This is a genomic window from Bradyrhizobium sp. LeoB3, assembly GCF_055456055.1.
The window spans coordinates 62,042-74,817 of sequence record NZ_JBVBEF010000042.1 but is presented as its reverse complement, the minus strand read 5'-3'; the positions used below and the strand labels follow the sequence as shown (position 1 = coordinate 74,817).

Here is a 12,776-nt window from a genome sequence, read left to right as displayed (position 1 = left end):
GATTGCTTCCGGCTGGAGCGTTTGCCGGGTGGGACTTGCACCCACTGGAAAGCGCCGCCTTGTCACGGCGCACACCCAACTCGGACATTATGCACCTGAGTTTCGTCATGAAGGAATGGCTGCACGAACTACAAACGGTCGAGTGAACGTCTACTTCTAGTTGCTCTGAAGTATGATTGGGATTAGGATTTATGTTGCTCGGTTGAAGTCGCGGAGGCGCTCGGACGGCCTTTTTCCGCTACTTCGAACGCCGACCGTCTCGGCCGAGACCACCATCCGATAGGAGGTAAAAATGGCCCTAAGAGACGAAGAGGACCGCGAAATTCAGAAGATGCTAGCTGACAGCGGCGTGTTGAAAGAGGGTATGACTCTCGATGGCGTCATGCGTATTTCCGAGCGCTTGAATGATATCCGCGGAGGCCTCTCTTGGTGGGTCTTCCGCAAAAAGGATAAGGACGGCGGGACCTACACCTTTTTCGGTGGCTAACGCCTGTGATTGATCCATCGAACGATACGCCATTCTTCCGATTGGTCGTAGATGGATTGAACGGCGCTGTGACAGGTGCTGCCGCGCGAGATAAGTTCTTCTGCGAGTCGGCTATTATGGCTCGCGCGCTGCACCTGCTCGGTTCAAAGCAGGATAGTCGGCTTGATGCCGTTGTCGCTCTCCTCGAAAAGCAGCTGAATAGCTCGCATCAAATATCATTAGCTGACAATTCGCTAAGGATCGCGGAACTACTGTATCCGTATGCAGCTCTTTCCAACTTCATCGCGCGTATTCAGTTTTACGAAATATGGCTAGATGAATTCGCGCGAGTGAGGCAGTTTAATCCAGACCGGCCAAAGTTTCTCGACTGTGAAGACCAATACATTCTTTACATGGCCGGCCGCAGTAAGTTGCCAACTCTTGTGAGTGATCCTTGTCCCTCCTTTTACAAGAGGACATACGATTTTAATGTTGAGCAGTGTTACGTGCTCACTCACCGATACATGTATTCTACGGACTTTGGCCAGCATGCCCCGGCAGCTAGCTGGATTGCCCCGGCATTGCTCATAATTGTTGGTAAGTCCGCGTTATGGGGAAATTTCGATCTCTTCTTCGAGTCTGCATTCTGCGCCCTCTCCGCAAACCTCGATCCGCATGAGATCCTCCTCATTGATAACCTATCGAAAATGTTTATGCCGCAGCTGACGAGCCTGCTGAAGCAAGACGACGTACAGAATGTTTACCATGAGCTATTTGTTTATAGCCTTTTCAAAATGCAGAGGGATAGAGTCGTCCTTTCTGGAACGACAAGCAATACTAGTCGAGGAACGACATTAACTAACTTCGTTGCGTCTTTGGCTGCAAAGTCGCCGGACAAGATTGTCCAGTGTCTTCGCGCGATGCAATATGTATGCCCTCGCGCCTTCTACAACGAGGTGTGCATTGAAAAACTGAATTGGCTCGCAGTAACGGCGGGGATAAGGACGTTGTTCGAGAACGAAATTAGGAGTGCCGGAAGAGAACTAGAACCGGGTGTCTATGACGATTATCGGCGAGTTGTGAACGTTGAGCTAGAGAAGCTTCGAGGCTTGCCGGCTTCCGATCCTTTGGTGCAGCACTGAGGCGTCGATGCACTACTCACCTCCGCCACTGGTGGCAATGCCCCCGCGCGTCGAGTCGATTGTTCGCTTTCCACCCAAATGCGAAGTATGGACCGCCCGCAGAGCACTCTGCATCGGGGCGGATCGGAGCGGCCGGCCGACTTCCCCACTCCACTATTGGCCCTTAGCCGAACTCGGTCGCAAACGGCCACGAGGTCCACTTTCAGGGACAGAGCGGACCGAGGTGCGCCAGGCGAGAGGCCGGCTTTTGACCCAGACTTCAGCTCCCGCCTAGATAGGCAACGGCCTCTATCTCGACCAACACTTCCGGCTTCGCAAGGGACCGCACTTCAACAAGGGTGGAAGCAGGAAAATCTCCGGTGAAGAACTCGCGGCGTGCTCGCCAGACCTCGGTGTTGTTCCTGATATCGACCAGGTAGATCGTCATCTTCACCAAGTTGTCCATCGTTCCGCCGGCCGCCTTGATGATGCGATCAATGCGGGAAAATATTTGCTTGGTCTGTTCGTACTCATCCTTGCCGACTAGCTGGGCGCCGCCTTCAAAGGGACGTGCTACTTGGCCAGAGATGAACAGCATGTCGCCTGCGCGTATAGCGTTGGACCACAGCTCGGGGCCGGCCTCAGCTACATCGGGGACGGACACCTTCGTTCTGGACATGGCATTCTCCTTGTGAAGTTGTCTCGGATACGTTTCGCTGTTGGTTTATCACAAATACTGGCAAGCCATCGCGACGCCGTATGGCTCCTTTGAGACATGCAGGCGGACGCAGAAACGGTCTGCTTATCGAAGGACGGCCGGAAGTGATCCGCGCACCGTCAAACCGACGCGAATGATCCGAAGCAGACTTCGCCGCGAGCCCGCCTACCGTGCGACGGAGCGAGCTGGTAGCCTTGCAACAGCCGGAGGGCCAGTTGCCCGCAGCTCCACCCGGCGGAGGTGAGCAGGCGCTGCCGAGCGCGCGGCGTCGATAGCAGGGAGTGATAAGATGATACTCAATCCAGATCATATTACTATCGCAGTGGCGGACGCCGGCCCGGCGATCGAGTTCTTCGCGCTGCTTGGCTTCAGAAAGGATCACGTCGCGACGATCGACGGTGGCCTTCCCGCCCGGTACATGGGCATGCCGGGCATGAAAGCGCAGCACATCACCCTCGCACTCGAAGGAGCGGATCCTCCTTTCGAGATCCAGCTGCTTGAGTTCGACCCGACACCAGGGACCGATCCGGGTGCGCACCCGACGAGTCTGCGACAACGGGGCTTCAATCACCTCGCATTCCGCGTCGACGACATTGAGGCGGCCACCGCGCACCTCGTGGCCCACGGCGTAACCGTGCTGAGCGACGAGATGGACTATATCAGCCGAAAGCTGCGGCTCTTCGAGGGTCCTGAGGGCATCACCGTTGAGTTGGTCCAGCGGGGCGGCTGAGGCGCGTCTGGCTAGGGCCTCCTGCGCCCCGCTCGATTATAGACTTCCGCGCTTGCCCGGATCGTCGCCGTTGTAAGGTAGCTGTGTTCCCTCGACGCACCTGTGCGGGCGCCGCCGGATGCGGTAGACGGAGGCCGGGGGAATATTCAATGCCGTCCTCGCGACGAGGCTGGCCTTCAGCCCAAGACGATCAAGAATTGACCGTGGCACCGGACAGCGCGGCCCATACGTGAACTGATAGAAGGTGCCGTCATCGCGCATGTGGCGGAAGGCGCCGCTGAGAATTGCGATCACCTTGCGCGGCGACATCGACAGGAGCGGAAGTCCGCTGACCACCGCGGCGGCGGGGGACATGAAGGGCTCGTATTGCGAAAGCTGACGCGCATCCATCCACAGCACCCGCGCCCTCGGGAAGCGCTCTTGCAGCAAACGGACGAAGTCCGAGCCGTATTCGACCAGCAACAAGTCGCGTTCCGGAACGCCGCGCCGGATCAGCGCATTGGTGAAGGTGCCCGTCCCTGGTCCCAGCTCGATGACTGGCCCGGCGCCGGGGACGATCTCCTGCGTCATCAGACGAGCCAGCGTCTGGCCCGACGGGGCGATCGCAGAGACTTGCCTCGGATTTGCAACGAAGGCGCGGATGAACTCAAAGAAGTCCAAAACGGCAGCGGAACCCAAGGAGACGCTCCTCTCTGGTGGTGAGTAAAATTGTTCGGCACGAGTTTCCGGATTTTCCGGACGGTGCTGTCGAGCTCTTCGTATCGCTGGAGCAGCCAACCGGCGGTGGCGAACCACGCCAATGGACTTGCAGTAACCGCCAAAGAAGATGCAGGGGTGGACCAGGCCGAAGTCGAGGAGCTGCATGCAGCGGCCGCCTCAACGTTCAATGCATCCGGATTCCTAGTGAAGTTTGTTGCCGTGCAGCTCCCGCCAGCGGCTTGGCGTCACGCCTTCCCAATATCGGAAAGCTCGATAGAATGAACTCGCATCCTGATAGCCCAGGAGGCACGCGACTTCGTCAATTTCGGCCGACGGGTCGGACAGAAGCTGCCGCCCGAGTTCCTGGCGCGCTTCGACCAGAAGATCGCGGAAGCTTGTGCCCTCTTCGGTGATGCGGCGCTGAAGGGTGCGCTCGCTCAGGCCTAGATCACGCGCGACGTCGGACAGCTCCGGCCGTCCGCTCGCAAGGCTGCGCTTGAGCACGACCTTGACCTGCTCCTTGATGGAGCTGCGCGCCTGCAGCTCTCCGAGTGCGGAGGCCAGCGCCGGCGTGAGCATCTCGAGCAGCGCCTGATTGTATCCGGGAAACGGACGATCGAGATCGGTCGGTTTCAGGATGAGCGCGTTGCGCGCCGCGCCGAAGCGGATGGGGCATTCGAAATATTTCTGGTAGACGTCACTTTTCGGACGAGGGCGGACGAGCTCGACGCGTTTCGGCGCCAAGTGCTGCCCGGTGCCACGACGCCCGAGTTCGACCAAGGACGCGAAAGTCACGTCCGTCGAAATCGCGGGCTCCGGCTCGCTTGCGTGAGGCCATTCGACCGTGACGGCGCATTCGCCCTTGCTTTCCGCGACACTCAATTGCTCCGGCGAGCAGAGCCGCTTGAAACGCGCGATGCGAAGCAGCCCGTCGCGGTAATCCTTCGCGTAGAACGCGACGAGGCTCGAGGGGGGATGCACCGCCGTGTCGGTCCGCTGCACCAGCTCGATTCCGAGCCCGGGCTCTGGCTTCAGCTCCTCGAGGGCCTTCCAGAGAGCAAAGAACTGATCCGTGGTGACATGCCCCTGCCCGTTCAGGTGCAAGGTCGCCGGCAGGCGCGCCTGCCGCAGCAGAGCGGCTGGCGGCACGCCGATGCGCTCGACCGTCTGCCAGAAGGCCTGTGGCACCTTGCATCTGTCTGCGGCCGCTCCACGCATGGCTGGTCCTACCGCATCTGGCTCATGATCACGCGATCGAACATGCGGTCGCCGAACCATTCGCGGATCTTGATCATCGGCTGGGCGTATTTGCCGGCAACGTAGCGCGTGCGCGGCTTGCTCTCCCTTACGGCCTTGGACACGACATCGGCGATCACGCCCGGATCGGTGCCGCGGCCCTGGCCGTACGCATCGCGGGTCGACTTCGCGACCGCCTGGGTCAGCTTGGCGTAGGGACCTGCACCCGAGCGCTTGAGCAGCCCATTGGCGACCACGTCGCCGAACCCGTCTCGATCAGGCCGGGCTCGACCACGACGACCTTGATGCCGAAGGCGGCGAGCTCGAGCCGGAGGCAATCCGACCAGCCTTCGAGCGCATGCTTGGTGGCGTGATACCAGGCGCCCAATAGAGTATAGATCTTGCCGCCCATCGAGGTGATGTTGATGATGGTGCCGGCGCGCTTCTCCCTCATCTTCGGCAGCAGAAGCTGCGTCAGTCGGGCGGCACCGAACAGATTGACCTCGAACTGATATCGCGCCTCCTCGATGCTGACATCCTCGACGGGACCATACAGGCCGAAGCCGGCGTTGTTGACGAGCACATCGACACCGTTCACCTCGCTGAGAATGGTGTCGACCGCCGCCTTGATTTCGGCCCCCTTTGAGATGTCCATGCGCAACGCCCTGGCCCCGAGCTCGACCAGGTCATCCATCTTGTCGATGTGGCGCGCGGCGACGTACACCTGAAAGCCGTCATTGATCAGGCGTTTGGCGATTTCCTTGCCCATGCCCGAGGACGCCCCGGTCACAAGTGCTGTCTTCTTGCGTCTATCACTCATCTCAACCTCACAGTGTTCGGCCAACCCTATGGCCTTCAGGCGCCGCGACACTGACGAAGTCCGCCAAAAGACTTGCACATTGCGCCAACCGACGCCAGCGAAGCCAAACGGAGGGTTAACGGGAAAGGACGGGCGGCCCCGGAACGCGCGGCTGTCGACGCGTACCGGCCGCCTTTACGAATGCTGCTGCAGGCGAAGACGGCGGATCCCAGCGACGGCAAGGATCACTAGAGCGTGTTCGAGCGAAGTGGAGACCGGTTCGCGTGAAGAAAACGCGTCTAGCTAAATATCAAGCGGTACTCCCAATATTTACGTTGCCGAAGAAGAGTTCGGCGTTAACCACCGCTCACGGTTCCAGACTGAGCGAAATCGCTTCGAAGTTTCTTAAATTTTGCTGGGTACCTCTTCCGGACATAGTGATCTGGGGAAAAATATGAGTAAGCGAGCCAAACGTGGATAGGTAGAGACGGTCGCTCTACCGGGGGTCGCGAGAGTTACAGTTGGCGCCGTGGCCGCCGCCGCATTGGGGTACAGCTTGCTGTTTCGCCCGACGACCGTGCAGCCGATAAGGAAGCCGTCCGCGCACCAAGCCCTTGCGTCCTCAACTCCGGTTTACGTGTCAACTCCAGTTCATGCATCAGCTCCGACTCCGATTTCGGTCCCGGCGCCTCAGGTCGAAACACCAAAAGCCGCTGACGTTCCCGGAGCATTTGTTCGGCAGGTGATCGACTACGCCAGCCACCAGCCGCCGGGCACCGTGATCATCGATACCCAAAACACATTCCTTTATTTCGTTCTGAATGATACGCAAGCGATGCGCTACGGCATCGGTGTTGGCCGCGAAGGCTTCACATGGTCCGGTGAGCAGACTGTGGCCCGTAAAACAGAATGGCCGGATTGGCGTCCGCCTGCAGAGATGATTTCGCGTCAGCCCTATCTGCCGCGGTTCATGGCAGGCGGTCCCGGCAACCCGCTCGGCGCTCGGGCGATGTATCTGGGCGAGACCGAATATAGAATTCACGGCACCAACAAGCCCGATACGATCGGGAAGCGGGTTTCGTCCGGCTGTATCCGGCTGACCAATGAGGACGTCGTGGACCTTTATGAGCGGGTGAAAGTCGGAGCGAAAGTGATCGTGCTACCGGCAACCGCTGCCCGTCGACCATCCCAGGGAGCGCCGCCCGACGCCGCTTTCCGATCGCCGGACCCGGCATCGCCGTCGAACCGGCCCTCGGCAACCAACGCGCAGATGCTGTCATCTGGACCGAAGATCGCCGAGGTCCAGTAACTCAGTCCTCCGTCCTCGGTCTGCAACTGAGGACAAGGAGGCAATTCAGATCGTCGCTTTTAAGTCCTCTGGCCCATAGCGACACGCTCGGTCTAGCGCCTTGATGTCGGCAATGAGGGGCAAACCGGACGCGCTTTGACCAAGCCGAACCGACGCGACCGACCCGCAGCGGACATAAGCGCTCGATAGCTGAAAGCAGCTCCGCACGGCTGTGACATTTGCGTCACGTCTTCGGTGCTTAGAGCAATTTGCTCGGCCGCACTTTTGGACAGATGACTTGGCTTGTCTTATTTTGGCGAGGGGGGTGCACGCCATGACCGTGAAGAGAATCATTGCAGGCTGCTTGCTAGCAGCCGTGGCTTGTCTGGTGTTTTTCCCAGTTCGTTACGTTCTGGTCAAGCCAAGCAAGCTTGACCGGGCATACAGTAAAGTCGTGCCGGTCCAATACAACATCACGGTGCAGGCGAAAGACATACAAGCTACGCTCAATGTTGCGGACATGCATGCGGACAGCCTTCTATGGAAACGCGATTTGCTCGAAAAGTCGGACATTGGTCATGTCGACCTGCCGCGATTAATCGAGGGACACTATGCGCTACAGGTGTTTTCGTCGGTAACGAAATCTCCTAAAGGTCAAAACTACGAGTCAAACAGCGCCGACAGCTTCGATACCCAGACATTGACAAGCATACTCTTCGTGCAGCCAATGCGAACGTGGGGTTCGGAGCTTGAACGATCTTTATGGCATGCGGAAAAGCTCCGAAGCTTTGCCAGCAGGTCAGATGGAAAATTGAGGATCATCCGCACCCCACAGGACATCGAGCGCTTGATTCTTGATAGGCAGGGCGGCAGTTCAATTGTGGGCGGCATGCTCTCTGTTGAGGGCTTGCACAATCTTGAAGGCAAGCTCGGAAACCTTGACGTTCTTTATGCTGCTGGCTTTCGAATGGCTGGCCTTACTCACTTCTTTGACAACGAAGTTGCGGGCTCAATGCATGGGGTCAACAAGGGCGGCCTCACTCCATTTGGAAGGAAGGTCGTCGGTCGCATGGAGGCTTTAGGGATGGTGGTAGATGTCGCCCACGCAAGCCATGCGACAGTTGCCGACGTGCTTGCGCTAGCGACTCGCCCAGTCGTGTCTAGCCACGGCGGTATCCAGGCGATTTGTAAAGCCAATCGCAATCTCAGCGACGATGAAATACGAGGGATTGCCAAAACTGGAGGCATGATCGGCATAGGATTCTGGGAAGGTGCGATCTGCTCAACGAAGCCAACGGATGTGGCTCGCTCCATAGCCTACGTTCGCGATCTCGTTGGTATCGACCACGTAGGTCTGGGCTCGGACTTTGACGGGGCGACCACCACCGCATTTGACGCAAGTCAAATCGCGGGCGTAACTCAGGCCTTGCTCGACGTGGGCCTATCGGCCGATGACATCCAAAAAGTCATGGGCGAAAACCTGCTGCGCGTGCTTCGCGAAGCGTTGGTAGCTAAAAATCCATGATCTGTACTGCCCAGCCGTATGCTCTGCGGGCATGAATCAATTCATGACTGCACGGCCTGTTCGTCGTTTCCGCCACTGGTCTCGGCCGGCTCCGCCTGTGCGATCTCGGCCGCGGCGATATCGCCCTTGCTGACTTCCCCGGTGTCGGCGATCCGCGCCTCTGCCGTTTCCTTCACATGCGCGGCCAGTGCCGGCAGGCGTTCGATCAAAGCGTGAAAGTCCTGGGCGTCGAGCGCGAGCAGCCTGGTCTTGCGTGTCGCCGTCACGGTGCCGGAGCGGCTGGTGCGCTTGAGCAGCACGATCTCGCCAAAAAGGTGCCGTCGGACAGCCTGACCCGCTGGCTCGGCAATTCGATCTCCACCTCGCCTGCGGTGATCAAATACATCGAGGACGCGACGTCGCCGCGGCGGAATGAGGCGCAAGGGGCTTTTGGAAGAAAAACGAGCAAGAAACTCGCGAGGCCGTCAGTCTGCTGCTGGCCCGAATGCGAAGTCTGCGCTTTGATGTCTCAGGTTGCGCGTTCCGCTCCATCCGGGCTACGGCAAGGCTCTAGGAGCGGGTATGCTTCGCTTCTGCGCCTTGCAGCCCATCATTCGCCGTGAAGATCACGTTCCTGAGCCAGACATGCGCCGGGTCGTTGTCGTTGCGTCGATGCCACAGCAGCGTTTGGCGAAACTCGGGATAGTCAACAGGCGGCGTAAAACTGCGGACTCCTTGCCAAGCGAAACTGCGCACGATGCGCTCGGACAAAGTTGCGATCATGTCGGTTTCGGCAATCAGTTCAGGAACCGCGAGATGGTAGGGCACGCTCAACGCGACCTGCCGCTTCAACCCTCGTTCATCCAGAAGCCGATCGATCGCTCCCTTGAGATCGCCGACATGTGTGATCAGAACGTGTGGGTACTTCAGAAACATATCCAAGGTCAGCTTTCTCTTGATTTCGGGATGGCGCGCCGACACCAACGATACGTAGCGCTCCGGAAACAACGCTGCGCGCTTGATCGTCGCGGGCGCATCCGGAATGAGGGTCAGCGCGAGGTCAATCTCGCCGCGCTCAAGCCCGTTGACCACCTCCCTTCGATCCAGCGCCCGCACAACGAGTGCCATGCGGGGGGCTTGGGCGCGCAGCATCCCCATCACGCCGGGGAGGAGCGTCGCGGTCACGTTGTCGGTGGTCGCGATCCGAAAGATTCGGGCGGAGCGCGCAGCATCAAATCGGCTGTAACCGCCGAAGGCGTCTTCAATCTGCCGCAGCGCCGAGCGGATGGAATCGGCCAGATCGAGCGCGCGCTCCGTGGGCCTGACGCCATCGCCGCTACGGAGGAAGAGGTCATCGCGAAACAGAGAGCGCAGCCGCGCGAGGCGCTTGCTCATCGCCGGCTGGCTGAGACCGATGCGCCTGGCGGCCTCACTGACGCTGCCCTCGCTCAGCAAGGCATCGAATGCGACCAGCAGGTTCAGGTCGACTGCCGAGAGTTTCATGCACGCCACCTAGCTATATTTCCATGAAGAATATCTATATGTGATATATTTATTTGACGCATATCATGGCGCTGCGCAAATTTCCTTCCCGCGTACGCAATAACGGAGAAGGAACTGTCCATGCGTCTGGCATCTCTGTGTCTCGCAGTCGCTGCGTCCGCCTGGTCGCTGCCTGTCTGCGCGCAATCACAGCCGTCGTTTCTTGCCGTCCTCGCCGACGCCGACATGGTCCCTACCGTCTATGAAACCGGCGAGCTGGGACCGGCCGATCCGAACCATCGCGATACGCTTGCCATTATCGGCCTGCCGCTCGCCGCAGGAGCGCGTCCGACCATGATTGAAGTGTCGAATTCGGTTTATGGACCGCCAGGTGGGCTCGCATTGAGCCGTGACGCGCGCTTCGCTTTCGTCGCCGAGATACTGCGTCCACGGCCCGCGGGCGCGACGAAGCTGAGTGAAATGCTAGCGGGCAGCGTGATCCGCTCCGTAGACTTGCGGAGGGAACGCGGGCCAGCGATCATCGATATTGTCGATGTCGGTACACAGCCGCAAGCCATCGCGCTCAATCCGTCCGGCGACCTGATCGTCGCGATGACCACCGACGTCGATCGGGAGTTGAGCTTCGTGCCAGTGCGGGATGGCCGCTTCGGTCAGGTGAAGCGCGTCGGCCTCGGTCTGCCTCCATCCAGCGGCCTCATTCCACTGAGATCAACCTGGGTCGAATGGCACCCAAGCGGCCGATACATTGCGGTCAACCTGGTCGACCGGGCACAGGTGGCATTTTACGAGGTCGTCAGAGGTCCGGATGGATCGATAGACGAGGTGCGGCCCTGGGGAAATCGGGTGCAGGTGAACAAGTTTCCCTTCATCGGACGGTTCTCGCCTGACGGTCGCTTCTATGTGACGTCGGATCTGCAGTGGGGCATCGACACCAAGGGCTTTTACGGCGTGCGGGAGGGCATCCTGACCACGGTGCGGACGGCGGAAATCGGCACAACCGGGGATGCGGCGCGGCACACCGTGCCACATATCGCACTTGGCGGCTGGGGCTCCGAGACAATGGCGTTCAGTCCCGATGGCCGCTTTCTGGTGACTTCGAACTTGCGTGGCACCGGCAAGCCTTCAGGCGATCCTGATCGCACTGACGAAGCCTCCATCAGCCTCTATGAGCTGGATCCTGAAACCAGCCGTCTCGTACACCGCGGCGAATGGACATTTGATGCGGTCCTGCCGCAGGGCCTCGCCTTCGATCCGTCCGGCCAGATGCTCTATGTCGGCGTCAATCGCTATGCAGGTGAAGCCGGCACCGAAGCCGGCGGAGCAGTCGAGGTCTGGCGCGTTGTCCGTGGCGACACTCCTCGACTGGAGCGCACCAACGAACGGGTACGACTTCCGGCCGGCGTCCACACGATCGTGGCGCGCTGAATGCCGGCGGCGCACCCATCTTCAGGCCTGCGGCTTGGCTATTCGTGATTGGTGCCGCTGGTCTCGGCCGGCTCCGCCTGAGCGATCTCGGCCGCGGCGATATCTCCCTTGCTGACTTCCATCGTGTCGGCGATTCGCGCCTCCGCTGTCTCCTTCACATGCGCGGCCAGCGCCGGCAGGCGTTCGATCAAAGCGTGAAAGTCCTGCGCGTCGAGCGCCAGCAGCCTCGTCTTGCGTGTCGCTGTCACGGTGCCGGAGCGGCTGGTGCGCTTGAGCAATGCGATCTCGCCGAAGAAGGTGCCGTCGGACAGCCTGACCCGCTGGCTCGGCAATTCGATCTCCACCTCGCCTGCGGTGATGAAATACATCGAGGACGCGACGTCGCCGCGGCGGACCAGCACTTCGCCCTGTTCGATGGTCTGCGCGCGGAGCAGCCGCATGATGTCGGCGATCTCGGCGGCGCCGAGGTGGGAGAACAGCGGCACTCGCGCCAGCATGCCCCAGGTGACGACGAAATCGCGCCGGCGCACCTCGTCGGCGAAGGCGGTCGAGATGATCGCGACCGGCAGCGCGATCATGGCAAATCCGAACACGATCGCGAACACCGTGACGATCTTGCCAAGCGGCGTCACCGGAATCACGTCGCCATAGCCGACGGTGCCGAGCGTCACCATCGCCCACCACATCGCCTGCGGGATGGTGCCGAACTTGTCCGGCTGGACCTTGTGCTCGATCGCGTAGAGCAGCGAAGCGAACAGCAGCACCGCGCCTGCGAGGATCACGAGGCAGCCGACCAGCGTGCGCCGCTCGGCGTGCAGCGCCGCCAGCAGCGAGCGCATCGCCGGCGAATAGCGCACCAGCTTCAAGAACGGCAGCATGCCGAACATCACCACCGCGGTCTTGTCGCCCAGCATCAGCGCGATCGCCGACGGCACGAACGCGATGAGGTCGATGATGCCGAAGCTCGAGAACACATATTCGAGCCGCGCCCGCACGGCCGTCGTGGCGTGCAGGGAGTGACCGGCCACGCTCCAGATCCGCACTGCATATTCCAGCGCGAACACGATGACTGCGGCGACCTCGATGGTCGTGAACAGCGTCCCGAACGAGGCGTCGAACTCCGGCACCGACGCCAGGATCGCCGCCAGCACATCGATGGCGATGATCAGGACCAGCAGCCCGACCAGGCGCGCGCCGGGCGTATAAGGCAGATGATCGTGTTCGAGCAGCTCGTAGAGCCGGTCCCGCAACTCAGGGGCACCGGTCTCGCGCTTGCCCGGCATGGTC

11 protein-coding genes and 2 pseudogenes are annotated in these 12,776 nt (G+C 60.2%); 6 read left to right on the top strand and 7 right to left on the bottom strand.

Annotated features, from left to right (window positions below):
* Positions 1–292: 292 nt before the first annotated feature.
* Together ACZXDY_RS25030 and ACZXDY_RS25025 are read left to right on the top strand one after the other, a co-directional pair.
* A complete protein-coding gene (locus ACZXDY_RS25030) occupies positions 293–487 on the top strand; it encodes a hypothetical protein (RefSeq protein ID WP_028169413.1) in 195 nt (64 codons plus the stop codon).
* Between the two features lie 5 nt (positions 488–492).
* Positions 493–1,608, top strand: coding sequence for a DUF6895 family protein (locus ACZXDY_RS25025; RefSeq protein ID WP_463331995.1), 1,116 nt, complete (start codon positions 493–495; stop codon positions 1,606–1,608).
* Between the two features lie 259 nt (positions 1,609–1,867).
* Here the strand turns inward: ACZXDY_RS25025 and ACZXDY_RS25020 are convergent, their stop codons facing one another.
* Positions 1,868–2,266 (bottom strand): RidA family protein, encoded by a 399-nt coding sequence (locus ACZXDY_RS25020; RefSeq protein ID WP_028169411.1) that lies wholly within the window; start codon positions 2,264–2,266, stop codon positions 1,868–1,870.
* Positions 2,267–2,594: 328 nt separating this feature from the next.
* On the opposite strand from ACZXDY_RS25020, the gene ACZXDY_RS25015 reads away from it, so the two are divergent.
* Positions 2,595–3,035 carry a VOC family protein gene (locus tag ACZXDY_RS25015; protein WP_464347313.1) on the top strand — a complete coding sequence of 147 codons (441 nt, stop codon included), beginning with the start codon at positions 2,595–2,597 and terminating at the stop codon, positions 3,033–3,035.
* Between the two features lie 36 nt (positions 3,036–3,071).
* On the opposite strand, the gene ACZXDY_RS25010 is transcribed toward ACZXDY_RS25015, so the two are convergent.
* From ACZXDY_RS25010 to ACZXDY_RS25000, 3 genes and pseudogenes are all read right to left on the bottom strand, one after another.
* Positions 3,072–3,713, bottom strand: coding sequence for a class I SAM-dependent methyltransferase (locus tag ACZXDY_RS25010; RefSeq protein ID WP_464347316.1), 642 nt, complete (start codon positions 3,711–3,713; stop codon positions 3,072–3,074).
* A 222-nt stretch (positions 3,714–3,935) separates the two neighbouring features.
* On the bottom strand, positions 3,936–4,952 hold the full coding sequence (locus tag ACZXDY_RS25005; protein ID WP_464347312.1) for an AraC family transcriptional regulator: 1,017 nt from the start codon (positions 4,950–4,952) through the stop codon (positions 3,936–3,938).
* An 8-nt stretch (positions 4,953–4,960) separates the two neighbouring features.
* Positions 4,961–5,790: pseudogene (locus ACZXDY_RS25000) on the bottom strand (oxidoreductase).
* A 523-nt stretch (positions 5,791–6,313) separates the two neighbouring features.
* On the opposite strand from ACZXDY_RS25000, the gene ACZXDY_RS24995 reads away from it, so the two are divergent.
* Together ACZXDY_RS24995 and ACZXDY_RS24990 are read left to right on the top strand one after the other, a co-directional pair.
* Entirely contained in the window at positions 6,314–7,078 is a 765-nt protein-coding gene (locus ACZXDY_RS24995) for a L,D-transpeptidase (RefSeq protein WP_464347315.1), read from the top strand.
* 313 nt (positions 7,079–7,391) lie between these two features.
* Positions 7,392–8,582: a dipeptidase gene (locus ACZXDY_RS24990; protein ID WP_464347311.1), complete on the top strand. Its 1,191-nt coding sequence runs from the start codon at positions 7,392–7,394 to the stop codon at positions 8,580–8,582.
* A 41-nt stretch (positions 8,583–8,623) separates the two neighbouring features.
* Here the strand turns inward: ACZXDY_RS24990 and ACZXDY_RS24985 are convergent.
* Positions 8,624–8,991: pseudogene (locus tag ACZXDY_RS24985) on the bottom strand (cyclic nucleotide-binding domain-containing protein); the annotation flags it as partial.
* A gap of 140 nt (positions 8,992–9,131) precedes the next feature.
* Complete coding sequence (locus tag ACZXDY_RS24980; RefSeq protein WP_464347310.1) at positions 9,132–10,064, bottom strand: LysR family transcriptional regulator; 933 nt, start codon at positions 10,062–10,064, stop codon at positions 9,132–9,134.
* 120 nt (positions 10,065–10,184) lie between these two features.
* Between ACZXDY_RS24980 and ACZXDY_RS24975 the strand changes: the two genes are divergently transcribed.
* Positions 10,185–11,489 (top strand): beta-propeller fold lactonase family protein, encoded by a 1,305-nt coding sequence (locus ACZXDY_RS24975; protein ID WP_464347309.1) that lies wholly within the window; start codon positions 10,185–10,187, stop codon positions 11,487–11,489.
* 38 nt (positions 11,490–11,527) lie between these two features.
* Here ACZXDY_RS24975 and ACZXDY_RS24970 read toward each other — a convergent pair whose 3' ends face one another.
* Positions 11,528–12,772 carry a cyclic nucleotide-gated ion channel gene (locus ACZXDY_RS24970; RefSeq protein ID WP_464347308.1) on the bottom strand — a complete coding sequence of 415 codons (1,245 nt, stop codon included), beginning with the start codon at positions 12,770–12,772 and terminating at the stop codon, positions 11,528–11,530.
* Positions 12,773–12,776: the final 4 nt, after the last annotated feature.

Bases quoted from the DNA above. Each gene is read 5' to 3' on its own strand.
- ACZXDY_RS25030 (WP_028169413.1), top strand. From the start codon at position 293: ATGGCCCTAAGAGACGAAGAGGACCGCGAAATTCAGAAGATGCTAGCT.
- ACZXDY_RS25020 (WP_028169411.1), bottom strand. From the start codon at position 2,266: ATGTCCAGAACGAAGGTGTCCGTCCCCGATGTAGCTGAGGCCGGCCCC.
- ACZXDY_RS25015 (WP_464347313.1), top strand. From the start codon at position 2,595: ATGATACTCAATCCAGATCATATTACTATCGCAGTGGCGGACGCCGGC.
- ACZXDY_RS25005 (WP_464347312.1), bottom strand. From the start codon at position 4,952: ATGCGTGGAGCGGCCGCAGACAGATGCAAGGTGCCACAGGCCTTCTGG.
- ACZXDY_RS24990 (WP_464347311.1), top strand. From the start codon at position 7,392: ATGACCGTGAAGAGAATCATTGCAGGCTGCTTGCTAGCAGCCGTGGCT.
- ACZXDY_RS24980 (WP_464347310.1), bottom strand. From the start codon at position 10,064: ATGAAACTCTCGGCAGTCGACCTGAACCTGCTGGTCGCATTCGATGCC.
- ACZXDY_RS24975 (WP_464347309.1), top strand. From the start codon at position 10,185: ATGCGTCTGGCATCTCTGTGTCTCGCAGTCGCTGCGTCCGCCTGGTCG.
- ACZXDY_RS24970 (WP_464347308.1), bottom strand. From the start codon at position 12,772: ATGCCGGGCAAGCGCGAGACCGGTGCCCCTGAGTTGCGGGACCGGCTC.